This is a genomic window from Providencia sp. PROV272, assembly GCF_049901975.1.
In the GTDB taxonomy this organism is placed as follows: domain Bacteria; phylum Pseudomonadota; class Gammaproteobacteria; order Enterobacterales; family Enterobacteriaceae; genus Providencia; species Providencia stuartii.
Map to the genome: position 1 here is coordinate 3,697,124 of NZ_CP096291.1, position 25,929 is coordinate 3,723,052.

Consider the following 25,929-nt stretch of genomic DNA (forward strand, 5'->3'; position numbering starts at 1 on the left):
GTGCTGGATAGAATTAAAGTCTGTTTTACAGAAAGTATTCAAACTCAGATAGCAGCGGCAGAAGCATTGCCGGATGCAATATCACGGGCAGCAATGATGATGGTTCAATCACTGCTAAATGGTAATAAAATTTTGTGCTGTGGAAATGGTGCTTCAGCGGCAACAGCACAACGTTTTGCCGCGAGTATGATCCATCGGTTTGAAACTGAGCGTCCGAGTCTTCCCGCACTCGCACTAAATACGGACAATGCCGTTTTAACCGCGATTTCTGGTAGCAAACAACCAACTGAAATATATGCTAAACAGGTGAGAGCACTGGGTCAGCATGGTGATGTTTTAATGGCTATCTCAACACATGGAAATAGTAGCGATATTATCAAAGCGGTTGAAGCTGCTGTGACGCGGGATATGACGATTGTAGCACTGACGGGTTATGATGGTGGCGAGCTAGCTGGCCTCTTAGGCCCTCAAGATGTGGAAATACGCATTCCATCACAACGTAGTGTCAGGATCCAAGAGGTCCACCTTCTTACCGTGAATTGTCTTTGTGATCTCATCGATAATACACTTTTCCCCCATCAGGATGATTAAGGAGCAAAAATGCGATTACTCCCAATAGTAGCCATTGTTGTCAGCATGACAATGCTACAAGGCTGTATTGGCGCTGCCGTTGTTGGTTCAGCGGCGGTTGCCACCAAAAGTGCGACAGATCCTCGTACGGTCGGTCAGCAAGTTGATGATGGCACGTTAGAAGCTCGTGTCAGTGGTCAACTCAACAAAGATAAAGACATTACAGGCAAAGCGCGCATTATTGCGACAGCATATAAGGGAAATGTTCTGCTAACCGGCCAAAGTCCTGATATGTCATGGGCTGAGCGAGCGAAGCAGATAGCAGCAAATGTCGAGGGAACCAATGCGGTTTATAATGAGGTTCGCCAAGGAGAGCCCGTTACTTTAGGAACAGCGTCAAAAGATACTTGGCTCACAACCAAAATCAAATCCAAAATTCTCACTAGCGATGCAGTGAAGTCCTCCAGTGTGAAAGTGATTACTGAAAATGGTGAAGTATTCTTGCTAGGTGTTTTAACTAAGCAAGAAGGTGATGCTGCTGCAAAAATTGCCAGTGAAACAGATGGTGTCCGTCGTGTCACGACCGCTTTTACCTATCTCAATTAATCATAAACAATAATATATTGTTATAAAAACAAAAGTCATGAGTAAAAATTCATGACTTTTTTATTTGGTCGGACCAATAGCGTTGCTTTTCAGATAATTCCTACCTCCAAGAAGGTACATCTGATTCAAGATCCAAGCCTGCCGCTTTAACACATAAGAAGAAGGTGATTCTACCTTAAATCGATGAGGATTTGGTAGAACTGCTGCTAATAGTGCAGCTTCCTCCATAGTTAATTGATTTGCTGACTTTTTAAAGAATTTTTTTGATGCCTCTTCAACCCCAAAAACCCCATCACCAAACTCAACTATGTTTAAATAAACAGTAAGGATTCGTGTTTTAGACCACATAACTTCCATAATAGGAGTCATCGTTGCTTCAAGCCCTTTTCTTATCCAACTTCTCCCATTCCATAACCAAAGGTTTTTTACTGTTTGTTGAGAGATAGTTGACGCGCCTTGAATCGTCTTTTTTTTACTCATATTATGCTTATAAGCCCTCTCTATCGCTTCGAGATCAAAACCCCAGTGATGAGGAAAATTTTGATCTTCGGCGGCTATTACCGCCAAATACAGATAGGGAGAAATGTGATTTTCATCAACCCACTCAGAATGAGAAACATAAGAAAAGTTTAAGTTTATCCATGCGGATATTTGCTTTTCTATCATGACGGCAGAAAATGGCACTGGTAAGAACTTAAATGCAATCACAGTCAAAAACCAAAAAGCGGCTAATGAAAGAAAAACTTTCCTTAACCAGCGCCATAATAGAGAAATTTTCACTCTCATTTAGTTGATCATGCCATTTCTAATACTTTCTCAACGAGCTTATTAATACCGATTTCAGCCTCTGAGATCGATTGAGCCAGCATATAAGCAGGTGTTGTAACGACTTTGTTAGCATGATCGACCACAATATTATCGACAGTACAGGTAATGTGCTTACCTCCCATCTTTTCAATGTGGGCAATCGTTTCCTTATCGTTACCAATTGTTAATTCAACTGATGTATTTAAAAGCTTAGGAAGCATAACGGGCGCAATACATATTAGGCCTAATGGCTTTTTCTGTTGGTGCATTTGTTGGACTAAACTTAATAGTTCTTTATTAATTTCACAGTCACTTCCTTTAACCGCGAAATCACATAAATTCTTTGCTGCACCAAAACCACCAGGAATTATGAGGGCATCTAGCTTATTTGCATCCGCAGAGGATAAAGGCGCTATTTTCCCACGAGAAATTCTTGCAGCCTCCTCCATTTGATTGCGTTTTTCTGTTTTTACTTCACCAGTAATATGATTTATAACAGTAGGTTGATCTTCATCTGGTGCAAAAAAGTGGACTTCGACATTTTTTTTACTTAAAGCTAGCATAGTTAATACTGACTCATGGATCTCGCTTCCATCAAAAACACCACATCCACTTAAAATAACCGCAATTGATTTCATATCTCGCTCCATTTGTAGTAAATTATCACTGAACCGCAAAAAGGGAATAAACATCAATCTTCATCACAGATTTTAATGAATCTTGTAACAAATTCGCTAATATTTGGTATCTTGGTATTATTCTCTTAAGCAGTAAACAGATTCTAAAGGTCTGCCCAAAAAGAAAACCATAGGTAGATCAACGATTTCCCTGGTGTTGGCGCAGTATTCGCGCACCCCAACTTCGGTTGGGGTTATTTTTTTGCACGCCCGTCAACGTAGTTTCTCAAAGTTTCTATATCCGACTTCCAATCCTGTTTTAACTCATCCACCCACTCTTGTACATTATCCCACCAAGCAGGTAGTTCAGGTGATTGAATTTGTTGTGCAATTTTTTGCAAATTTTTCAATCCTACAGAGCCTGCGGCCCCTTTAATTTTATGCGCTTCTTCGACGATACCTTTCTGATCTTTTGCCACCATATTGGAATCTAAAATCGCTAAATAGCTTGGTAGCATTTTTTCAAAGACTTCGAGACCGTCATAAATAACTTGCGGGCCAACCAACTCCATATACTGCTCCAGCATCTCACAATCTAGCACGGACTCATCAGTATCGCCGCAAACGCTTTGTATGCCCTTCTGAGGCGTTTCATTCGCATGCTCACCCCAGAACTGCTCAATGACCTGTTTAAGGGCTGAGACGGCCAATGGCTTGCTTAATACGCCATCCATGCCTGCATCGAAATACTCTTTCTTATCTTTCAAAACATTCGCCGTCAGTGCGATTAATGGAGGGAGATCCTCTTTCTGGTAGCGTTGATTCAATTCACGAGCAATATCAATTCCCGTCATATCTGGCAGTTGAATATCTAGTAGCACTAAATCGTATTCACCAGGAGCGAACATCGCTAATGCCTCTTTACCGTTCATGGCAACATCAACGGTATTTCCTAATTTCTCCAACACAGAGCAGGCTACGACGACATTTAGCTCAATATCTTCCACAAGCAAGATATGTAAAGCAGGTAGTGGATACTCATCGTCATTGACTTGTGAATCAATCACTTCTTCTTCAATAACAGGTGCTACAATGGATAGCGTAAAAATTGAGCCTTGCCCAATTTCACTTTCAACTTGAATATCCCCGCCCATATTTTGTGCGAGGCGACGTGATACCGACAGCCCGATCCCTGTGCCTGTTGCGGGTTTGCCCCCCGCACTGTCTGTTACTTGGTAATACATCGCAAAAATTTTATCTAGCTCATCTTTCGGAATACCAATACCGCTATCTTGAACACGGAAGAATAGCTTATCTTCCCCTTCTCGCCAGATACTCAATTTAACTTCACCTTGCTGAGTGAACTTGACGGCGTTTCCAATGAGATTCCAGAGAATTTGACGAAGTCGGGTGCCATCTGTCAGCACTTTTTCAGGCAGTCCAGCCGCCACATCCATGACAAATTTCAACCCTTTCGGTTGAACTAAAAGACCACTGAGATTTTCTAAGTCATTGACAAATTGAGGTAAAGCAACAGGTTGATTATCTAATTGAACTTTACGACGTTCTATCTTATCCATTTCGATCACGTCATTGAAAATGTTCCCTAATGTGACCGCACTAACATGGATGGTTTTCAGATAATTCATTTGTTCAGCCGTTAGGTCTGTGTCTAACAGAATACGGCTTAGCCCGACAATACCATTGAGCGGTGTGCGAAGTTCGTGGCTAATTGTTGAAATAAATGTCGTTTTATCGCGGCTTGCGTTCTCCAATGCCTCTTGATAGCGCTTACGCTCTGTAATATCACGCCCAAAGCCCATTAGACCATGTCGCTTACCAACCCGATCATAAAACGGCACTTTACGTAGCTCAAAACACGCTTTTCGCCCATCCGGATAAACGAGCCACTGTTCATAGGTGAGAGAAACATTGTGGCGGAATACCTTTTCGTCGGTTTCCATCACTTTAGAGGCGATTTCAACATCATAAATATCTAACGGGGTTAACCCAACAAGGTGTTTTTCACTCTTACCTGTTAACAGCTCCATTGCCCGGTTACACCCTGAAAACTCATTGTTTTCATTACGGTAATAGACCAAATCTGGCGATGCATCAAGAAACGAACGCAATAATGTGGACTGCTGCTCAAGCTCAATTTGTGTTTGCTCGCGGTGTTTCATTTCTTGTTTTAATTGCTCAAGCAATTCAAGATGCGCGCTTTCCGCTTTTTCCCGCTCAATAATTTCCTGATTAAGCTGCTCTATGTTGCCTTGCAATTGCGTATTAAGTTCAGCATCGCGCTTACGCATCACTTCCAGCTTATCGACCATGCGAGAAAGGCGCTGCCGAGATTCTTCAAGTTGTTCAACCACCACCGATAAAAAATAGACAGCTAATGGTGTAATAATTAAACCAAAGAAAATAGAGCCAACCAAATCAAGGCTATCAACTTGACCACGCAATACAATTGTCACCGCCATTTGCATTATCATTGCGAGAACAACCAATGCAGATGCGAGTAAGAGCGAAAACCGGACGAGTCCGAGCTTCATCATTAAATCGACATAATATTGCGCAAGACCGCGAAGTACTTTCATAACCACCCCTTAATATGATACTCATTGAATCATATATCAAATAAGGCAAATCCGAGTCATTGTTGATAAGAAATGTCGATCCTGCTCATCAATAAAAGGGATTTTTTGTTACTCATACGATTACCACCCCTCTTTATTCACGGTCTTTATGCTCGATACCTTATTATTCAAAAATAAAATAATACGCGATATTCTTTAATTGAAGCACGTTCCTTATCTAAAATACACTTTATTTTTCAAAAATATAAGCATTTATAATAACAAACAACTACATTATTAATTTTATAAAACAACAAAAAACAGAATAAAAAACCAGCCTAACTCTTAAACTAAAAACATTTAATTATTTAATAAGTAAAACTCGATAGAGTTAGCGCAAAAAAAATCAATTTATTGGTGATGTATATCACAGTATTTACAAAAACAAGACGTGCATCACAAAAGCATTTTTGATAAGTTTTTCTTTCTTTATCAAATAAATAACATTATTTTATCTTGCAAATAATGCTTATTACGCACTATTTGACCTAGAAAAAGAATCTCGCTAAGTTAAAACCTGACCGTGTACCGCCCTCTCTGCTGATGACGTATACATAACAATTACTCCCATACACTGTTTATTTTTTATTAAGAATAGAAACAGCGACTCATTGGCGCTGTTGTTTGGTGTGCTCAAAAGATAACCAGCAAAAAAGATGAGTAAATGAATGAATTAATCCAAAGCAATAAGCCAGAGTAATAAATAGAAGAAACCAAGATAACCCATTGAATTTATTTACAGTGAAGAGCAAAGAAGTACGCCAATACAGTTGTAGTTAAAACCTCTACGGTAGCTATTTCCTAGATATTTCACGCTACAACTAGGCATAAAGAACCGGTTCCCTGAAAGTAGAGCAACACTCTCTATTCAGCGGAAAAAACATAGCAATAACGTTGTAGTACGAAAGACGACGGAGAATCTATGCTGTACGATAAAAGATTAGAGAAAGACAACTGTGGCTTTGGCCTGATTGCCCATATCGAAGGTGAACCTAGCCATAAAATCGTCAGAACCGCTATCCATGCACTCGCCAGAATGCAGCATCGCGGTGCAATCCTCGCTGATGGAAAAACAGGCGATGGTTGCGGCTTATTGTTACAGAAACCTGACCGCTTTTTCCATTTAGTGGCACAAGAGCAAGGGTGGCGTTTAGCACGTAACTATGCCGTTGGGATGATCTTTCTAAGTCAAGATGAAACCATTGCAGCAGATTGCCGACGTATTATTGAAGAAGAGATCTTAGATGAAACCTTAGCGATTGTTGGGTGGCGTGAAGTTCCTATTAACTGTGAAATTCTTGGCAGCATTGCACTTTCTAGCCTCCCGAAAATTGAGCAGCTATTTATCAATGCCCCTGCCGGCTGGCGACCACGAGACCTTGAAAGACGCTTATTCGTTGCCCGTCGTCGTATCGAAAAACGTATTCATGACGATGATTTTTATATCTGTAGCCTATCTAACCTTGTCACCATTTATAAAGGGTTATGTATGGCAACGGATCTGCCCCGTTTTTACCCTGATCTCGCCGACTTACGAATGGAATCTGCTATCTGCCTTTTCCACCAGCGCTTTTCAACCAATACCGTACCACGTTGGCCACTGGCCCAGCCATTTCGCTATTTAGCGCATAACGGGGAAATTAATACCATTACAGGCAACCGCCAATGGGCGCGGGCGCGCTCATACAAGTTTCGTACCCCTCTGATCCCCGATTTGCAAACAGCGGCACCTTTTGTCAATGAAACCGGATCAGATTCAAGCTCTCTCGACAATATGCTCGAATTATTGCTCAATGGAGGGATGGATCTTATTCGAGCGATCCGTTTACTTGTTCCCCCCGCTTGGCAAAATAACCCCGACATGGATGAAGATCTCAAAGCCTTTTTTGACTTCAACTCCATGCATATGGAGCCTTGGGATGGCCCAGCAGGTTTAGTCATGTCTGATGGCCGTTATGCTGCTTGTAACCTAGATAGAAATGGTCTACGCCCAGCCCGTTATGTGATTACCAAAGATAAGCTCATTACATGCGCTTCTGAAGTTGGCATTTGGGATTACCAACCTGATGAGGTGGTCGAAAAAGGCCGTGTTGGCCCCGGTGAGCTAATGCTAATCGACACCCAAGAGGGGCGTATTTTGCACAGTGCGGAAACAGATAATGACCTAAAGAGTCGTCATCCGTACAAAGAGTGGCTTGAAAAAAACGTTATTCGGTTAACGCCATTTGAAGCCATGGAGCAAGCGCAAGATGCGGTAGGGCAACGCTCCATGGACAACCAAACCCTTGCCTCATATCAAAAGCAATTTGCTTACAGCAGCGAAGAGTTAGAGCAAGTTATCCGAGTCCTTGGTGAAAATGGCCAAGAAGCCACAGGGTCAATGGGGGATGACACCCCATTTGCCGTGCTTTCACAGCGTCCACGCATTCTTTATGATTACTTTCGCCAGTCATTTGCACAAGTCACTAACCCCCCTATCGATCCACTTAGGGAAGCACATGTGATGTCACTTGCCACCTGTATTGGGCGAGAAATGAATGTGTTTTGTGAAGCGGAAGGGCAAGCGCATCGGCTCAGTTTTAAATCCCCTATTTTGCTCTATTCTGATTTCCAGCAATTATGCCAACAAGATAGTCGCTACTATCAAACAGCCACTGTCGATATTACCTATCCACCTTCTGTTTATTCATTAAAACAAGCGATTGAAAATCTGTGCCAAGAAGCGCAGCAAAAAGTGCGTGATGGCGCCGTATTATTAGTGCTTTCTGACCGTAATATTTCACCAGAGCGCTTGCCTATTCCTGCCGCAATGGCCGTAGGTGCCGTCCAGCACTGTTTAGTTGAAAACCATTTACGTTGCGATGCTAACTTAATTGTCGAAACAGCCAGCGCCAGAGACCCACACCACTTTGCTGTGTTATTAGGTTTTGGAGCAACGGCTATCTACCCTTACTTAGCCTATGAATCACTCGCAGCAATGGCGGAAAAACAGCTGTTTGATAAGCCTCTTGGTAACGTTTTGCTGAATTACCGCAATGGTATTAATAAAGGGCTATATAAGATCATGTCGAAAATGGGGATTTCGACAGTGGCCTCATATCGCTGTTCAAAATTGTTTGAAGCCGTTGGCTTACATGAAGAAGTCACCCAACTGTGCTTTGACGGTGTAGTCAGTCGAGTTAGTGGAGCTAACTTTAGTGACTTTGAATTAGACCTATTTAATTTATCCCGTAAAGCATGGCTACCGCGTCTACCTATAGAGCAAGGCGGTTTACTCAAATATATGCACAATGGTGAGTACCATGCCTACAACCCTGATGTGGTAAAAACCTTACAGCAAGCCGTCCACAGTGGTGACTACAATGATTATCTAAAATATGCGCAACTGGTGAATAATCGCCCAGTCACGACGTTCCGTGATTTACTCGCCTTAAAATTTTCAGATAATGGAATTTCGCTGGACGATGTAGAGCCTGAAGAAGCACTATTTTCACGTTTTGATACCGCTGCAATGTCGATTGGGGCATTAAGCCCAGAAGCACATGAAGCGTTAGCCATCGCAATGAACACGCTCGGTGGTTTTTCCAATTCAGGCGAAGGTGGAGAAGACCCCGCACGCTACGGTACACAAAAACGTTCACGTATCAAACAAGTCGCTTCTGGGCGTTTCGGCGTCACTCCGGCTTATTTAGTCAATGCTGATGTCATTCAAATCAAGGTGGCTCAAGGCGCGAAACCGGGTGAAGGTGGGCAATTACCGGGAGACAAGGTCACCCCGTATATTGCACGTTTACGTTATTCCGTGCCCGGCGTCACCTTAATTTCACCACCACCACATCACGATATTTATTCAATTGAAGATTTGGCACAGCTTATTTTTGACCTCAAACAAGTCAACCCTCACGCTCTTATTTCCGTCAAACTGGTATCTGAGCCGGGTGTTGGCACTATAGCGACGGGGGTTGCAAAGGCATATGCTGATTTGATCACCGTCGCAGGTTATGATGGCGGAACTGGAGCGAGTCCAATTACCTCGGTTAAATACGCTGGGTGCCCATGGGAGCTTGGCCTTGTAGAAACGCAGCAAGCTCTTGTCGCCAATGGGTTACGTCATAAAATTCGGCTACAAACAGATGGCGGCCTAAAAACGGGCCTTGATATCATCAAAGCCGCTATATTAGGCGCCGAAAGCTTTGGTTTCGGCACAGGCCCCATGGTTGCATTAGGTTGCAAATACTTACGCATATGCCATCTCAATAACTGTGCAACCGGTGTTGCAACACAAGATGATTCCCTGAGGCAACATCACTATCATGGGTTACCTGAGCGGGTGATTAATTACTTTCGATTTATTGCAAGGGAAACCCGCGAGCTAATGGCGGCATTGGGTGTGACTAAACTGACTGATTTAATTGGTCGCACAGATTTACTTGAAATTATTGAAGGTACTACGGCAAAACAGAGCAAAATTAACTTGCAAAGCCTATTAGCGAGGAGCGTACCACAGGCTGGCACAGCGGTGTTTTGTACTGAAAAGAACCCTTCTTTTGATGAAGGTTTATTAAACCAACGTATTTTACGTGATGCAGAGCCTTATTTAGCCCAAAAACAATCAAAAACCTTTTTCTACGATATCATGAATACCGATCGTTCCGTTGGTGCCGCACTCTCTGGTGAAATTGCTCGTCGTTTTGGTGACCAAGGCTTTGCAGCAACGCCGTTACAACTCTATTTTACAGGAACAGCGGGGCAGAGCTTTGGCGTGTGGAATGCAGGTGGTGTCGAATTGATTTTAACGGGTGATGCTAATGATTATGTTGGCAAAGGCATGACGGGAGGGATTATCGCGATCCGTCCACCGGTAGGCTCTTCCTTTGCAACACATAAAACCACCATCGCGGGTAACACCTGTTTATATGGCGCCACAGGCGGTAAACTCTATGCAGCGGGTCTAGCTGGTGAACGTTTTGCGGTACGTAATTCAGGTGCAACCGCCGTCATTGAGGGGATTGGTGATAATGGTTGCGAATATATGACAGGTGGGATCGTCTGTGTGCTTGGTAATACAGGGATCAATTTTGGGGCTGGTATGACAGGCGGATTCGCTTATGTTCTTGACGAAGAAGATAACTTTTCACGTCGAGTTAACAATGAAATGGTTGAGTTGCTATCCGTCAATGAGTTGCCTATCCACGCAGAGCATTTACGTGGGCTCATCACTGAACATGTCCGCTTAACACATTCATCCCGTGGCGAAGCTATCTTAGCTGATTGGGAGTACTGGGTAAGCCGTTTTGCATTGGTGAAGCCCAAATCCAGTGACATCAATGCGCTCTTAGGCCATCGTAGCCGTTCAGCAGCCGAATTACGCGTCCAAGCACAGTAAGGAGAGAAAAATGAGCCAGAATGTTTATCAATTTATCGACTTACAGCGTGTTGACCCGCCGAAGAAAACATTAAATGTTCGTAAGATTGAATTTGTGGAAATCTATGAACCTTTTAGCGCGATCCAAGCACAAACACAGGCAGATCGCTGCCTTTCATGCGGCAACCCATACTGTGAATGGAAATGCCCTGTACACAACTATATCCCTAATTGGTTAAAACTAGCGAATGAAGGGCGTATTATTGAAGCTGCTGAGCTTTCTCATCAAACCAACAGCTTACCTGAGGTATGTGGTCGAGTGTGTCCTCAAGATCGCCTATGTGAAGGCGCATGTACCCTAAACGATGAGTTTGGTGCTGTCACTATTGGTAATATTGAGCGTTATATTAATGACACTGCCTTTGCAATGGGCTGGCGTCCCGATCTTTCCCATGTTGTGCCAGTCAATAAACGTGTTGCAATTATCGGGGCTGGCCCTGCTGGTCTCGCCTGTGCCGATGTTTTAGCGCGCAATGGTGTTCAAGCAACCGTGTATGATCGCCACCCTGAAATTGGGGGATTACTCACTTTTGGTATCCCTGCCTTCAAACTCGAAAAAGAGATTATGTCTCGCCGTAGAGAGATTTTCACCGCTATGGGAATTGAGTTCAAACTGAATACGGAAATTGGCAAAGATCTGACTTTAAGTGATTTGCTCAATGAATATGACGCCGTATTTATAGGTACAGGAACTTATCAATCAACGAAAGGGCAGCTAGCCAATGAAAATGCCCATGGCGTCCATGATGCCTTGCCGTATCTGATTGCCAATACGCGTCATTTAATGGGGTTTGAGGAGTTACAGGATGCACCTTATATCGACCTCAACAATAAGCATGTTGTCGTGCTTGGTGGTGGTGATACTGCAATGGATTGTGTCCGTACTGCTATTCGGCAAGGTGCAAAAAGAGTTAGCTGCGCTTATCGTCGAGATGAAGCGAGTATGCCAGGGTCGCCTAGAGAGGTAAAAAATGCGCGTGAAGAAGGCGCTGAATTTTTATTTAATGTGCAGCCAGTCAGTATTGAAGTCGATCAACAAGGAAAAGTATGTGGTGTTAAGGTGGTGAAAACCAGTATGAGCACATCTAAAAATGGTCGTGCTCAAGCTGAAATCATTGAAGGGTCTGAGCATTTGCTCCCCGCAGATGCCGTGATCACCGCCTTTGGTTTTCGTCCACATGTTATGCCTTGGCTCGCAGATCACGATGTGCAACTCGATAATCAAGGGCGTATTATCGCGAGTCATGATGCGCTTTTGGCCTACCAGACTTCAAACCCCAAAATATTTGCAGGGGGGGATATTGTCCGAGGCTCTGATTTGGTTGTCACCGCAATCGCTGAAGGGCGTAAAGCTGCCGATGGTATTTTATGTTTTATGGGAGTCTAATTGCTAACGCCTTAGTAAGCGACCGATAGGCCGTAGTGATACCCCCTCCTAATGCCAGTCAGCTAAACTGACTGGCATTTTCTTGTCAGGATATTGATCGGATTTAGATTTATGGCTTATCCATGTATTGCAAAACACCGATTTTCGCGTTTTCTAGTTTGTTTCGTTTTCAACCTAAAGATCATCTATCTCGCGAGTCAATCTCATCACACAAATACAAACCCATAAAAAAATAGTGCGGTTCGATTTATCAATAGTCATGAGAGCCGCTATTTCATTATATTAGGAATGGTTATATAACGTTCATAACAAATATTGATGAGCGGCTTCGACTACTTATTAGTAATTTTAGCTATATGTGTTTGTCCCATCTAAAGTGCTACAGCACGATACTATTTTATCTAAGCCTTAAGCTTCGTTAAATGGCTATAGAAGGTAACTCGTCTCATTTACTGATAAGGGATAATAAAGTCTACAATTCATCAGACGCTTTCTTTTCTCGATAATATTTTTCAATTATGCGTATTACGAATAAAACCATTTGTATAAAGATAATATCAATATACAAATGGCTATCTCGAAGTGATCGCCTAAATAGGTCACTGAGAGTGTTTATCGGCATGATTTAATCGCTATCTATACCGATTATGTCGAAATAAGTGACAATATTATTGATATTTATCTCACTCAACGAATAAAAGATCAGATCCACTCTCGTGATATCAGTTGGGATTATTATATTGATGCCCAAGATATATGTGATTTTTGACTAAGAAATATAACTGTAGAAGAGGCTAGATAAAGCCAAAGTAAAAGTAGCTTTCAGTAATTATACGTATCATCCAGCATCGCTAGTTGAATTATTAAAAGGTTTATCTGGCTGGAAAATTGATGCTGTAGTTCTTCTTGAACGCGATAGCAAGCAGCTTACTGATTAACAGGGTAATATAAATTGGTGTATCTCAATTAATAAGGAGTGGACAGCATCACCGATGCTAGAAGTAAGTAGACTCAATCAGCAACACCATAAAAAAATCCGATATTATATTCCTTAATATCGGATTTTATATATTCAAAGGGTCATCAGCCATTTCGCCAATTTTTTCTTTATTGATCAGCGTCGAAGATGCTCTTCCCTCTATTTTTTAACCTAGATAACTTACCAACTATTTGATAACTCTCAGAGATGGCCTACCTTTAGGGGGTGGCGTTGGTTCATCATCCGATGCTGTAGATTCATCACTTGTCGGCTCTGATTCGTGAACTAACATGATGTTATCCGCTGGGTTATCTTCAACCACTTCTGGCTCACCTGATAATTGCTCTTCATAGGCTGTTTCAGGTTCGAACATCATGCCAGCCCCATTTTCACGAGAGTAGATAGCGATAATCGCAGCCATCGGAACATACACCTGACGAGGTACGCCACCAAATCGTGCATTAAAACGTACTTCATCATTTGTGATCTCAAAATTACCAACCGCACGCGGCGCCACGTTCAAGACAATTTGCCCATCACGAACAAATTCCATTGGTACGTTGGTATTAGGAACGGAGACATCAACTACCAAATGCGGCGTCATATCGTTATCGAGCAGCCACTCGTAATGCGCGCGTAACAGATACGGGCGTCGAGGTGTCATTGGTGCCATTTCCATCATGACACTTAGCCTCGTGCCGAAAGACGCATTTCGCGCTCTAATTCAGTCAGTGAAGCCAAAAATGCGTCACGTTCAAAAACACGTTGCATATACATTTGCAGGTGCTTGCTGCTTGAAGGCTTCAGTTCAATACCCAATACAGGTAAACGCCATAATAGCGGTGCTAAATAGCAATCAACGAGACTGAACTCTTCGCTCATAAAGAAAGGCATTTCAGCAAAAACGGGTGACACCGCAATCAGCTCTTCAGCTAATTGGCGACGCGCGTTATCGGCTTCCTGTGCACTTCCCTTCTCAATTTTGTACATCAGAGAATACCAGTCTTTTTCAATGCGATGCATCAGTTGACGGCTAGTACCACGCGCAACTGGATAAACAGGCATTAATGGAGGATGAGGGAAACGCTCATCAAGGTATTCCATGATGATATGTGGGTCATATAGGGTCAGATCACGGTCAACAAGAGTAGGAACACTCTGGTATGGGTTTAGATCAATCAGATCTTGAGGCAGATGACCTTGTTCGACATGTTCAATCTCAACGCTAACCCCTTTCTCAGCCAAAACGATACGGACTTGATGACTAAAGATGTCGGTTGGCCCTGAAAATAATGTCATTACCGAACGTTTGTTAGGAGCGACAGCCATTAAAACCTCCAAGTTGCATAAAAATGAACTAAACTGTAATAAGTTTTTTAATAATTACGAGCCCGCTCATTTTAAAATCCCCTGTGCTAAAACTCTCATTTATCCATATTGAAAGCCAGCACAACCCTCTCGCAATAATGCTGCGAGAAATAAGAAAATAAAAAGCAGTCGCATATTCTAGCAGATTTTGTGCAACTTAGGGGGATGTTGATGAAAAAATCATAACTAAATGTCTTTTAAGACAAATAAAAACATAAAAAATAGAGCATTAACATACTTAATGAAAACTTACTAGCATATAAACCTTGAAGTTAACTCTAAAGTTATCACTTTCAGAAAGAAAATGGTTTTTCTCAAAAGTGAGTAAATTACCTAAAGATCAGTAATTGAGACTAACAATATACTGTTTGCATAATTTTTATATGCAATAGATTTATATTAGCGAATCACTTACCCTTTTTCACCACAATAAATAATATTCAATCTCTTCCAGCCTAAAAAGATAAAGCGTTACAACATATTGGATACCATTCCCCTAAAAGATCCGCTCCCCCACAACGATAAATTCAAGACAATAAAAAACCCGCCATAAAGACGGGTTTTGTCATCAATTTTATGCCCAAAGGGCAACAAATTAACGTTTGGAGAACTGTGGACGACGACGTGCTTTGCGTAGACCAACTTTTTTACGTTCAACAGAACGCGCATCACGGGTAACGAAACCAGCTTTACGCAGATCAGAACGAAGAGTCTCATCATAAGCCATCAGTGCACGAGTGATACCGTGACGGATTGCGCCTGCCTGACCTGAAATACCACCACCTTTAACAGTGATGTACAGATCCAGTTTTTCCAACATTTCAACCAACTCTAGCGGCTGACGAACGACCATGCGCGCAGTTTCGCGGCCAAAGTACTGTTCCAGTGTACGCTGATTGATTGTGATGTTACCGCTACCTGGCTTAATGAAGACACGAGCGGAAGAGCTTTTGCGGCGACCAGTGCCGTAGTATTGATTTTCAGCCATTGCCTATAATCCCGATTAAATGTCAAGAACTTGCGGTTGTTGTGCCGCGTGGTTGTGCTCGTTACCTGCGTAAACTTTCAGTTTACGGTACATTGCACGACCCAGAGGCCCTTTTGGCAACATGCCTTTAACCGCGATTTCAATCACACGCTCAGGACTGCGAGCAATCATTTCTTCGAAAGTCGCTTGCTTAATTCCACCTACATGGCCTGTGTGGCGATAGTAGATTTTGTCTTCGCGCTTATTGCCGGTAACAGCAATTTTTTCTGCATTCAGAACGATGATATAATCACCAGTATCCACGTGCGGAGTATATTCCGCTTTATGCTTACCGCGCAGACGGCGAGCCAATTCAGTTGCAAGACGACCTAAAGTTTTGCCATCTGCATCAACAACGTACCAGTCGCGTTTTACGGTCTCTGGTTTAGCTGTAAAAGTTTTCATTAAAACTTACCCAATATTGAAGTTACACGTTGGTGAACACTCATGTTCATAAGCTTTGTGAGGTTCACACGACTCTTGTCCAGCAAACCTACCCCTTCGAGCAGCCTAGCCGGCATTATGCGATATTTCTTGGGAAATAAGAAAATATCGCTGTAACGTGGGGTCGCAAGATTATAGAGAAGTCAGCAATAAAAATCGACCCCAAAACACATTTTTTTTCACCACGCGGTGAACTGCTTCTTTTTTGTGCGAATAGCATGCCGGCATTTAATCGACTTAAGCCAAATGCGGAATCTTTAAATACTCTTCGCTTTGCATTTCCTGTAAACGAGAAAGGCAGCGCTGATATTCAAAGGCTAATAAATTACCTTGGTACAGCGATTCCATCGGCACCTGTGCGTTAATGATCAACTTAACCTTACGCTCATAAAACTCATCCACTAACGCCAAAAATCGCCGTGCTGCATTTTCTTGTTTGGAATCTAACGCTGGCACATCATATAAAATGACAGTGTGATAACAATTGGCTAGATAAATATAGTCATTTTGGCTACGAGGCTCATCACACAATGCTTTAAAACCAATCGCAAGTACCCCTTCTGCGCTGCTGATAGCCTGCATTTTGCGATGATTCACTTCTAATACAGGTTGTTGTTCGCCTTGCTTACCTGCCAGCTTCACGAAAATTTCATTGAGATGCTGGCGATTTTCTTCATTTATTGGAGAGAGGAAAAGATGAGCCTGAGTTAATGTTCTTAGCCGATAATCAACCCCAGCATCAACATTCATCACTTCGCAATATTTTTTAATTTGTTCAATTGCAGGTAGAAAACGAGCGCGTTGCAGACCATTACGATACAGCTCATCAGGGATAATATTGGATGTCGCAATAAGCGTGATGCCTCGGGCAAATAGCCCCTCAAGCAATGTGCCTAAAATCATCGCATCCGTGATATCAGAGACAAAAAACTCGTCAAAACAAAGGACATCCGTCTGTTTTTTAAACTCATCAGCAATAATATCTAGCGGGTTTTCTTGACCTTGCAGAGCCATCAAGTCTTCTTGGACTTTTTTCATAAACCGATGAAAATGCAAACGAAGTTTCCGGTTTCCCGGTAAACTTTCATAAAACATATCCATAAGCCAAGTTTTACCTCGACCAACTCCCCCCCACATGTATAACCCTTGTACAGGTTCAGTCACAGCAGCATGCTTTTTGCCTAGTAGACGTTCTAAGCGCATTTTCAACCCAGAAGGCTTTTCCTTTTGTTCATTTGAAGAGGATGACGCGATCAGTTGCTGATAAATTTCATCTAAACGCTCTACAGCACGTTTTTGTACGTCATCAGGCTGGTAGTGACCTTCAGCAAGAGCCTGCTGATAACGCATAGTAGGAGACATCGGCGACATTAACTGAATAATCCTTAAAAAATTTTCGGTTTTTTTACCGTTATATGGTATACACTGCCCTTATTATAACCAGATTCATTTATTATTTAACGTCTAGTTAACGAATGCTAAATAGAGTAAGGAATTTCACCTTAGTATTCCACTCTTTAGTGATTAACAGGTATAGTTATAAGTAGCCAAGCTTAATTTCTGCGAACAGTGAAGTAAACGAAGGAGTCAGCATGACCTGGGAGTATGCACTAATTGGATTAGTTATTGGTTTCATCATCGGCGCATTAGTTGTCCGTTATGGGAACCCAAAACTTCGTCAACAAAAAACAGCACAAGCTGAATTAGACAAGAAAAACACTGAGCTAGAAGAGTACCGTAAGGAGCTAGTCGGTCATTTTGCTCGCAGTGCAGAATTACTTGATAATATGGCTCGTGATTATCGTCAGCTATATCAGCATATGGCTCAAAGCTCATCTGAGTTAATGCCAGATATGCCAGCGCAAGATAACCCGTTCAATTATCGCTTAACAGAATCAGAAGCGGATAATGACCAAGCACCCGTCAAAATGCCACCAAGAGATTATTCCGATGGGGCATCAGGGTTATTCCGTCCTATTGACGAAAAAGAGAAGTAATTATTCATTTATGCTCTAAAGTATTTGAGGGGCAGCGCGCGAACAATAGCTTCATACAGCAAGCTGCAACTTAAAATATAACGAGTCGAACCACCAGCAAAGCAATTTGCTGGTGGATACCAAATATCATTTTCTATTTACACTAAACCAACGAGTTTGCTGCTGTAAATTAATCAGTTAACTCTATTTCACAATATATCGTTTCATATTAAATATTTCTTTTTATTTCAAAACTGTATAGAAATTAAGTCCTCATCTACAATACATGTAAATAGATGTAAAATAATGGATAACCGCTACCCGTTGTATGAACTTTTGCGCATAATCCATGGTCATAGTTATCAGTAAAATCAAATCTGATATGAGAAAAATATCCTGATTGGTGTAGCAAGGCTACAACCTGATAAATTTTATTCTTGAGAGAATCTACGGAATGATGAAAAGAAAAAATTTCTTTCTCACTGCAGTCGCAATGAGCCTAGGGTTATCCCTTTCAATTTTACCTTCAATTAGCAGTGCTGCTTTGCCTGCGACATTACCAGCAACGGCACAAAGCCAAAATATGCCAAGCTTGGCACCTATGCTTGAAAAAGTACTGCCAGCGGTGGTGAATATCCATGTTTCTGGTACGCGCGTTCAAAATCAGCAGATCCCAGAAGAATTAAAATTCTTCTTTGGCCCAAATATCCCTTCACAACAACAAAGTGTTAGGCCATTTGAGGGCTTAGGCTCTGGCGTTATTATTGACGCACAACAAGGCTACATTTTAACGAATAATCACGTGATTGATGGCGCGGATAAGATCCAAATCCAACTGAATGATGGGCGTGAAATTGATGTCAAACTCATTGGTAAAGACGCGCAAACCGATATTGCGTTACTGAAAATCACCAATGCGAAAGATATCAAAAACCTTACCGCCGTTAGCATGGCAGATTCAGATAAACTCCGTGTTGGTGACTTTGCCGTTGCCGTTGGTAACCCATTTGGTTTAGGGCAAACAGCGACTTCAGGTATCATTTCGGCACTGGGTCGTAGTGGTTTAAACCTTGAAGGGTTAGAAAACTTTATCCAAACCGATGCTTCTATCAACCGCGGTAACTCCGGTGGTGCTCTGGTTAACTTAAACGGTGAATTGATTGGTATCAATACCGCAATCTTAGCTCCGGGCGGTGGTAACATCGGTATCGGCTTCGCTATCCCAAGTAATATGGCGAAAAACCTCAGTGAGCAGTTAATTAAGCACGGTGAAGTAAGACGCGGTATTTTGGGTATTAAAGGCACCGAAATGAATTCAGATATTGCTAAAGCCTTTAATATCGATGCTCAACGCGGCGCATTCGTCAGTGAAGTTCTGCCTAAATCTTCTGCCGCAAAAGCAGGCATTAAATCAGGCGACGTCCTCGTATCTGTTGATGGTAAACGTATCAACAGCTTTGCTGAGCTGAGAGCCAAAATTGGTACTAGCCAGATTGGTAAAGAGATCACGATTGGTTTGATCCGTTCAGGAAAACCAATGGATGTTAAAGTGGTTTTAGAAAACAATGAAGGCGAAGCCACTAAAGCGGAAAAACTGAGTGAATCATTACTTGGTGCAACATTATCTAACGCAACAGTTAATAACACCAAAGGTGTACAGATCGATAACGTAACACCTAAATCACCAGCAGCGGCTGTCGGTTTAGTGAAAGGTGACCTCATTTACGGTGTAAACGATGTTCGTGTCGAAACCATCGAACAGTTCCGTAAAGTCATTGATGCTAAACCACCAGTACTTGCTATGAAGGTTCTGCGTGGTGGTGAAACCTTATATCTGTTGATGAAAAACTAATTAGCCCTCTGTACTTCGAGTGAATGTCGGTTACATATGGCTTCCTTTAACTCGAAATATTTAGAGCGTTACACAAAATTGTTGTAAAAGATCAAAACAGGTACAGGACAAACTGCTGTGCCTGTTTTTTTATGTTATGCTCAAGTTCCCTTTATTAACATCAACAACCTGAATAATTCGATATCTTATGGTGAAAAAGCTTATCTGGGCAGCAATGCTAGGCCTATTAATCGCTATGATTATTATCGTTGCGGTTCCTTCCCTACGTCCTCAAGGCTTAGCAGATTTGCTTTATGGTAAAATAGATAGCGAACCTGTCAGTTATAATAAGGCTGTGCGTAAAGCCGCTCCAGCCGTTGTTTATGTTTATAGCAGCTCAAAAGGCAGTTTTTCTCAATCAGGCCGCGAATTGAAATCACTTGGCTCGGGTGTGATCATGAGTTCAAATGGCTATATCATCACCAATAAGCATGTGGTTGATAACCCTGATCAAATCTTAGTCGCCTTACAGGATGGCTCTATTTTTGATGCGCTATTAGTTGGCTCGGATGCTCTGACTGATTTAGCTGTACTAAAAATTGATGCAGAAAATCTTCCCGTTATCCCAATTAATAAATTCCGCGTCACCCATGTAGGCGATGTCGTGCTCGCTATCGGCAACCCATATAATATTGGTCAAACCGTCACCCAAGGGATTATCAGTGCAACAGGTCGTGTAGGGTTAAGCTCCACTCGGAGGCAAAATTTTTTACAAACCGATGCATCGATTAATTCAGGTAATTCAGGGGGAGCTTTGATTAATAGCGAAGGAGAGCTTGTCGGTATTAACACGCTTTCGTTCAGTGCAGGCCAAGGGGTTAGTTCAGAAGGCCTAAGTTTTGCTATCCCAACAGCACTGGCTACAAAAATTATGGAAAAACTGATCCGTGATGGACGAGTGATCCGAGGTTATATTGGGATCACCGCACGTGAATTACCGCAAATTAGAACCAACAACAACAATATCGATCAGATTAAAGGTTTGCGCGTTTTCCAAGTTGCTCCCAATGGCCCAGCGGCTAAATCCGGCATTCTCCAAGGGGATATTATTTTATCCGTCGATAATAAGCCTGCAATATCAGCCGCTGAAACGATGGACTTAGTGGCAGAGATCCGCCCCGGTAGCAAAGTACCAGTAAAAATCTTACGTGATGGTGAAGTAAAAGATGTCGATGTGATCATCGAAGAGATACCTGAAGGGCAAGCGGGCTAGGCTATTTTCTGAGAGTCTCCCCCACAGCAATACAAAAAAAAGTTGTTCAATTTGAACAACTTTTTATGTTTATCTTATCGCTCTCATCCACGAATTAATCGTCAGATTTGATCCGTTCGATATTCGCGCCTAAACCACGCAGCTTATCTTCAATATGCTCATATCCGCGGTCAATATGATAGATACGATCAACCGTTGTAGTACCTTCCGCGATACAACCTGCAATGACTAAGCTTGCTGATGCACGCAAATCTGTCGCCATGACTTGTGCTCCAGTTAGCTTTTCCACACCATGGCATAACACAGTATTACTTTCGATTTCAGCATGCGCGCCCATACGAATTAATTCAGGAATATGCATGAAACGATTTTCAAAAATTGTTTCTGTGATCATCCCTGCACCCTCAGCCACTAAATTCAATAGGCTAAATTGAGCCTGCATATCTGTTGGGAAGCCAGGATGCGGTGCAGTACGCAAAGTAACCGCTTTAGGGCGTTTGCCTTGCATATCAAGACTGATCCAATCTTCGCCTACCTCAATTTTAGCACCTGCTTCGCGCAGCTTCGCCAAAACGGCATCTAGTGTATCTGGACGAGCGTTACGGCAAACCACTTTCCCTTTTGAAACTGCTGCTGCAATAAGGAAAGTACCTGTTTCAATACGATCAGGCAGTACACGATAGGTACCACCACCTAGGCGCTCAACCCCTTCAATAACAATGCGGTCAGTACCAGCACCGGTAATTTTGGCACCTAATGTATTTAAGAAATTAGCCGTATCTTCAATTTCTGGCTCGCGAGCGGCATTCTCAATAGTTGTCGTGCCCTCAGCTAATGTTGCCGCGGTCATAATAGTCACCGTAGCGCCAACACTCACTTTATCCATGACAATACAAGCGCCTTTTAAACGCCCATCAACCGTCGCTTTCACATAGCCGTCTTCTAGGATAATGTGCGCGCCGAGCTGCTCTAAGCCTGAGATATGTAGGTCAACAGGACGAGCGCCAATCGCGCAGCCTCCCGGTAAAGAAACTTCCCCGTGACCAAAACGAGCGACTAGCGGTGCGAGAGCCCAAATGGAAGCACGCATGGTTTTGACCAGATCATAAGGTGCACAGTATTCAGTGACATTTCTGGCATCAACATAAATGGAACCATTACGTTCAACTTTCGTTCCGAGTTGATTCAGCAACTTAATCGTTGTATCGATATCCCTAAGCTTAGGTACATTTTGGATCTCTACCGGCTCTTCAGCCAACAGCGCAGCGAACAGAATTGGTAATGCGGCATTTTTCGCACCAGAAATTGTTACCTCACCTTCTAAGCGGGTAGGCCCTTTAACTAAAAATTTATCCATTCGGTTACTCTCGTATTCACACTCGCCATACTTCAAGTTGCGGATGTAATCGACTTCCTTAGTCCAGTGGCTTGCTAGAACTTCCTTTTATTGAGCGACGACAGGCAACGTGAAATATTTGGAGTATAGATTTTAAATACTGTTCGCGGATTTTTTATCAAAAACCGTTTAGCTTGCGGTCGCGAGCCCACTCTGCTGGGGTATATGCTTTTATTGAAAGCGCATGAATACGATTATCCGCGATATACTCCATTAAAGGGGCATAAACAGCTTGTTGCTGTTTGACTCTGCTCATATTTTCAAACATGGCACCGACGGCAATAACCTGAAAGTGGCTGCCATCACCATTAACAATTACCTCATCCAGAGATAGCTTATCCATCAATACTTGTTTTATTTCGTTGGGTTCCATATATGACTCAATTTTATAATCATTGGTTACGGGTATAAATAGACGTCTATCCTAAAGGATCCGTCACAATTCTTAAACCAAAGAAAACGCCTCTGGTGCACAAAAACACGCAGAGGCGCCTTTCTTTACACAAACTGACCTTAACTTAGCAATAATGACTTAACACCATAAAGCTCCATCAAGGTTGTTAGATTATCACTCATACCGACTATCTTCAGTGAGCGTTTTTCTGTTGCCAATTCGCCTTTTAGGCGCACTAGCATTGCTAGCCCTGTTGAATCAACGTGTTCCAAGCCCGAAACATCGATTTGCTCAACCTCAGCAAGTAATGATTTTCGCTTTTCCCAGAACACCAGCAAAGAGTCTCGGCCTAATGTGCCGGACAGTAACAATGCCGATGATGACTTTTCCCACGTAAGATCATGACTCATTTGATTATTTCTCTTCCAGCGTAATAGGTGCTTTCGCACTGATTTCTAACTGTTTTGTTAAGCCATCAATGCCTTGTTTACGCAGGATATCACCCCATTCGTTTTGTTTGGTCGTGATCATACTGACGCCCTCTGCAATCATATCATAGGCCTGCCAGTTACCTGTTTTACTGTTTTTGCGCCATTGGAAATCAAGGCGTACTGGTGGACGGCCATTTGGATCTATGATGGTGACTCGAATAGCAACAATGTTTTTATTCCCAATAGGTTGCTCTGGTGCTATCTGATAAGTTTGACCATGGTACATCGCGAGTGCTTGACCATAAACTTGCTCAAGATACGCTTCGAAAGCAGTAAAGTAAGCGTCACGCTGCGCAGGCGTCGCGTTCTTGTAGTAAGTGCCTAAGACTAAAGCCCCTGCATATTTAATTTGTACATATGGCAATAATTCTTCACGAACAATAGTTCTCAGGTAGTTAGGGTCTTTACGAATTTGCGGCTGCTCATTCTTTAAACGGGTAAAGGTTTTTTCAGCCGCTTCATCCATCAGCTTATACGGGTTGGTTTGATCTATCGCCATTGCAAATGGTGCAATCGCTAACATTGCTATCATCATTAAGCGCTTAAACATAAGTTATTCCTTCTAAATTCGTCTTAACATCGAATCAATTAGCAGCAGGAGCAGGTTGAGATTCAGCGCCTTGGCTATCGCCGCTCTTATACAAGAATTGACCTATCAAATCCTCTAAAACCATCGCAGGTTTGGTATCTTCAATACGTCCACCATCTTTCAATAATTCTGCATCGAGACCTTCACCATAGGGCCCGATATTCATCGCAATATATTGCTCACCGAGTAAGCCGGAAGTACGAATAGATAATGAGCTGGTATCAGGAATATTATTATATTCACTTAGTAGGTCAATTTTAACATCAGGCACATAGGTCTCTTTGTTAAGCGTAATGCTAGCAACGCGCCCAATCACAACGCCCCCCACTTTCACTGGGGAACCTTCTTTTAAGCCACCAATATTTTCAAAAGAGGCCGAAATCTGATAAGTCGATTGGCTACCGAGCGATTTTATATCCGCCACTTTTAGGCACAGAAAAATAATTGCCGCAATCGCTAGCAATATAAAACAACCTACCCATACTTCACTTTTTTTACTTTGCATGACTTAGTTCCCAAACATCAGTGCTGTAAGTACAAAATCTAGACCAAGAACCGCTAACGATGCATGGACCACGGTTCGTGTTGTCGCTTGGCTAATCCCTTCCGATGTTGGGATAGCATCATAGCCGTTGAACAACGCAATCCAAGTCACCGTTATGGCAAACACTAAGCTCTTGATAAAGCAATTTACAATGTCCATCCGCCAATCAACGGAGGATTGCATTGAGGCCCAAAAGAACCCTTCATCAATCCCTTTCCAATCAACGCCAACCAATGCACCACCTAGGATACCTACTGCAACAAATATCAGTGATAGCAATGGCATGCTAATAAAACCAGCCCAAAAACGCGGTGCTATCACTCGACGAAGAGGATCCACCGCCATCATTTCAAGGCTAGAAATTTGTTCTGTTGCTTTCATTAAGCCAATTTCAGCCGTCAATGCAGAGCCTGCCCGCCCTGCAAACAAAAGGGCTGTCACAACCGGACCAAGTTCACGCAACAAAGATAGTGCCACCATCATACCAAGGCTGGCTTCTGCGCTAAACGTTGTCAGAACTAAATAGCCCTGTAACCCAAGCACCATACCAATAAATAGCCCTGAGACAGCGACAATCAAGAGTGATTGCACACCAACAGCATATAACTGCTTAATTAATAATGGCCACTGCTTGGAAAACTCAGGTTTCCCAATTAATGAGCGAAATAGCATATAACCCGCTCGCCCAAAGGCCGAAAAAATTTCAATCCACCGACGTCCGAGGGCAGCAATTGCCTCTACTATCATCTTATTTTACCCTAATAAATCAGCCAGATAATCATTGGCGGGGAAACGGAACGGTACAGGCCCGTCAGCAATACCATCTAAAAACTGCCTAACACGCGGGTCTTGGTTGTTACGTAGTTCATCCCCCGTTCCTTTCGCAATCACATGCTGCTGAGCCACAATATAGGCTTTATCCGCAATGCTCAGTACTTCAGGAACATCGTGAGAAACCACAACACAAGTCACGCCTAACGCCTGATTAAGCTCATCAATCAATTTGACCAAAACTCCCATCGTAATGGGGTCTTGTCCAACGAAAGGCTCATCAAACATGATCAGTTCAGGATCAAGTGCAATCGCTCGAGCTAATGCAGCTCGTCTTGCCATCCCGCCTGATAACTCTGAAGGCATCAATTTCGCAGCACCACGCAAACCAACCGCCTCTAGTTTCATCATCACCGTTGTGTGGATCAATGACTCAGGTAAGTTGGTATGTTCACGCAGCGGAAATGCGACGTTATTGAACACATTCATATCCGTAAACAGCGCACCAGACTGGAAAAGCATGCTCATCTTTTTACGCGACTGGTACAATTTTGAACGTGATAACGCTGGAATATTATCACCATCAAACCAAATTTCACCTTGTTCTGGGCGTAACTGACCACCAATGAGACGTAATAAGGTGGTTTTACCAATCCCTGAAGGCCCCATAATTGCCGTTATCTTACCGCGTGGTACGGTTAGGTTAATATCCTCGAATATTTTCCGACTACCACGGGTAAAAGACATGTTACGTACTTCAATTAAGTTGTCTGTCTGTGCTTGCATTTGTTTGAT

The 25,929-nt window shown here is 42.6% G+C and carries 22 protein-coding genes; 7 read left to right on the plus strand and 15 right to left on the minus strand.

Annotation, left to right across the window (positions count from 1 at the left end):
- Both diaA and dolP read left to right on the plus strand, forming a co-directional pair.
- On the plus strand, positions 1 to 591 hold the full coding sequence (diaA, locus tag M1E93_RS17125; RefSeq protein ID WP_004925390.1) for a DnaA initiator-associating protein DiaA: 591 nt from the start codon (positions 1 to 3) through the stop codon (positions 589 to 591).
- Between the two features lie 9 nt (positions 592 to 600).
- Positions 601 to 1,176 carry a division/outer membrane stress-associated lipid-binding lipoprotein gene (dolP, locus tag M1E93_RS17130; RefSeq protein WP_004925393.1) on the plus strand — a complete coding sequence of 192 codons (576 nt, stop codon included), beginning with the start codon at positions 601 to 603 and terminating at the stop codon, positions 1,174 to 1,176.
- 60 nt (positions 1,177 to 1,236) lie between these two features.
- Here dolP and mtgA read toward each other — a convergent pair whose 3' ends face one another.
- The 3 genes from mtgA to arcB form a co-directional block, all read right to left on the minus strand.
- Complete coding sequence (gene mtgA / locus M1E93_RS17135) at positions 1,237 to 1,962, minus strand: monofunctional biosynthetic peptidoglycan transglycosylase (protein ID WP_014657584.1); 726 nt, start codon at positions 1,960 to 1,962, stop codon at positions 1,237 to 1,239.
- Positions 1,963 to 1,970: 8 nt separating this feature from the next.
- On the minus strand, positions 1,971 to 2,621 hold the full coding sequence (elbB, locus tag M1E93_RS17140; protein WP_014657583.1) for an isoprenoid biosynthesis glyoxalase ElbB: 651 nt from the start codon (positions 2,619 to 2,621) through the stop codon (positions 1,971 to 1,973).
- Positions 2,622 to 2,854: 233 nt separating this feature from the next.
- Positions 2,855 to 5,200 (minus strand): aerobic respiration two-component sensor histidine kinase ArcB, encoded by a 2,346-nt coding sequence (gene arcB / locus M1E93_RS17145; protein ID WP_061064395.1) that lies wholly within the window; start codon positions 5,198 to 5,200, stop codon positions 2,855 to 2,857.
- Between the two features lie 961 nt (positions 5,201 to 6,161).
- Between arcB and gltB the strand changes: the two genes are divergently transcribed.
- The gene (gene gltB / locus M1E93_RS17150; protein ID WP_104873210.1) at positions 6,162 to 10,625 is read left to right on the plus strand and encodes a glutamate synthase large subunit; all 4,464 of its coding nucleotides are present in this window, start codon (positions 6,162 to 6,164) and stop codon (positions 10,623 to 10,625) included.
- Positions 10,626 to 10,635: 10 nt separating this feature from the next.
- On the plus strand, positions 10,636 to 12,051 hold the full coding sequence (locus M1E93_RS17155) for an FAD-dependent oxidoreductase (RefSeq protein ID WP_004925414.1): 1,416 nt from the start codon (positions 10,636 to 10,638) through the stop codon (positions 12,049 to 12,051).
- A 1,166-nt stretch (positions 12,052 to 13,217) separates the two neighbouring features.
- Here M1E93_RS17155 and sspB read toward each other — a convergent pair.
- From sspB to zapE, 5 genes are all read right to left on the minus strand, one after another.
- The gene (gene sspB / locus M1E93_RS17160; RefSeq protein WP_014657579.1) at positions 13,218 to 13,709 is read right to left on the minus strand and encodes a ClpXP protease specificity-enhancing factor; all 492 of its coding nucleotides are present in this window, start codon (positions 13,707 to 13,709) and stop codon (positions 13,218 to 13,220) included.
- An 8-nt stretch (positions 13,710 to 13,717) separates the two neighbouring features.
- Positions 13,718 to 14,359, minus strand: coding sequence for a stringent starvation protein SspA (gene sspA / locus M1E93_RS17165; protein WP_004925425.1), 642 nt, complete (start codon positions 14,357 to 14,359; stop codon positions 13,718 to 13,720).
- 634 nt (positions 14,360 to 14,993) lie between these two features.
- Positions 14,994 to 15,386: a 30S ribosomal protein S9 gene (gene rpsI, locus M1E93_RS17170; RefSeq protein ID WP_004258235.1), complete on the minus strand. Its 393-nt coding sequence runs from the start codon at positions 15,384 to 15,386 to the stop codon at positions 14,994 to 14,996.
- Between the two features lie 15 nt (positions 15,387 to 15,401).
- Positions 15,402 to 15,830, minus strand: a complete 429-nt coding sequence (rplM, locus tag M1E93_RS17175) for a 50S ribosomal protein L13 (RefSeq protein WP_004925433.1) — start codon at positions 15,828 to 15,830, stop codon at positions 15,402 to 15,404.
- Between the two features lie 276 nt (positions 15,831 to 16,106).
- Positions 16,107 to 17,240 carry a cell division protein ZapE gene (gene zapE / locus M1E93_RS17180; protein ID WP_036943068.1) on the minus strand — a complete coding sequence of 378 codons (1,134 nt, stop codon included), beginning with the start codon at positions 17,238 to 17,240 and terminating at the stop codon, positions 16,107 to 16,109.
- 221 nt (positions 17,241 to 17,461) lie between these two features.
- Here zapE and zapG point away from each other — a divergent pair, with 221 nt between their 5' ends.
- The 3 genes from zapG to degS all read left to right on the plus strand — a co-directional run bounded on the left by zapG (position 17,462) and on the right by degS (position 20,949).
- On the plus strand, positions 17,462 to 17,866 hold the full coding sequence (zapG, locus tag M1E93_RS17185; RefSeq protein WP_004925439.1) for a Z-ring associated protein ZapG: 405 nt from the start codon (positions 17,462 to 17,464) through the stop codon (positions 17,864 to 17,866).
- Positions 17,867 to 18,302: 436 nt separating this feature from the next.
- A complete protein-coding gene (locus M1E93_RS17190) occupies positions 18,303 to 19,697 on the plus strand; it encodes a Do family serine endopeptidase (RefSeq protein WP_164457004.1) in 1,395 nt (464 codons plus the stop codon).
- A 187-nt stretch (positions 19,698 to 19,884) separates the two neighbouring features.
- Positions 19,885 to 20,949 carry an outer membrane-stress sensor serine endopeptidase DegS gene (degS, locus tag M1E93_RS17195; protein WP_004925447.1) on the plus strand — a complete coding sequence of 355 codons (1,065 nt, stop codon included), beginning with the start codon at positions 19,885 to 19,887 and terminating at the stop codon, positions 20,947 to 20,949.
- A gap of 94 nt (positions 20,950 to 21,043) precedes the next feature.
- Here the strand turns inward: degS and murA are convergent, their stop codons facing one another.
- The 7 genes from murA to mlaF form a co-directional block, all read right to left on the minus strand.
- Positions 21,044 to 22,306, minus strand: a complete 1,263-nt coding sequence (gene murA, locus M1E93_RS17200) for a UDP-N-acetylglucosamine 1-carboxyvinyltransferase (RefSeq protein WP_004925449.1) — start codon at positions 22,304 to 22,306, stop codon at positions 21,044 to 21,046.
- A 157-nt stretch (positions 22,307 to 22,463) separates the two neighbouring features.
- Positions 22,464 to 22,718, minus strand: a complete 255-nt coding sequence (gene ibaG, locus M1E93_RS17205) for a BolA family iron metabolism protein IbaG (protein WP_004925453.1) — start codon at positions 22,716 to 22,718, stop codon at positions 22,464 to 22,466.
- 140 nt (positions 22,719 to 22,858) lie between these two features.
- Complete coding sequence (gene mlaB / locus M1E93_RS17210) at positions 22,859 to 23,149, minus strand: lipid asymmetry maintenance protein MlaB (protein ID WP_004925456.1); 291 nt, start codon at positions 23,147 to 23,149, stop codon at positions 22,859 to 22,861.
- Between the two features lie 4 nt (positions 23,150 to 23,153).
- Positions 23,154 to 23,780 carry a phospholipid-binding protein MlaC gene (gene mlaC, locus M1E93_RS17215; RefSeq protein WP_004925458.1) on the minus strand — a complete coding sequence of 209 codons (627 nt, stop codon included), beginning with the start codon at positions 23,778 to 23,780 and terminating at the stop codon, positions 23,154 to 23,156.
- 34 nt (positions 23,781 to 23,814) lie between these two features.
- The gene (gene mlaD / locus M1E93_RS17220) at positions 23,815 to 24,324 is read right to left on the minus strand and encodes an outer membrane lipid asymmetry maintenance protein MlaD (protein ID WP_004925461.1); all 510 of its coding nucleotides are present in this window, start codon (positions 24,322 to 24,324) and stop codon (positions 23,815 to 23,817) included.
- Between the two features lie 3 nt (positions 24,325 to 24,327).
- The gene (gene mlaE, locus M1E93_RS17225) at positions 24,328 to 25,110 is read right to left on the minus strand and encodes a lipid asymmetry maintenance ABC transporter permease subunit MlaE (protein ID WP_004925463.1); all 783 of its coding nucleotides are present in this window, start codon (positions 25,108 to 25,110) and stop codon (positions 24,328 to 24,330) included.
- Positions 25,111 to 25,116: 6 nt separating this feature from the next.
- Positions 25,117 to 25,920 carry a phospholipid ABC transporter ATP-binding protein MlaF gene (mlaF, locus tag M1E93_RS17230; protein WP_004925466.1) on the minus strand — a complete coding sequence of 268 codons (804 nt, stop codon included), beginning with the start codon at positions 25,918 to 25,920 and terminating at the stop codon, positions 25,117 to 25,119.
- Positions 25,921 to 25,929: the final 9 nt, after the last annotated feature.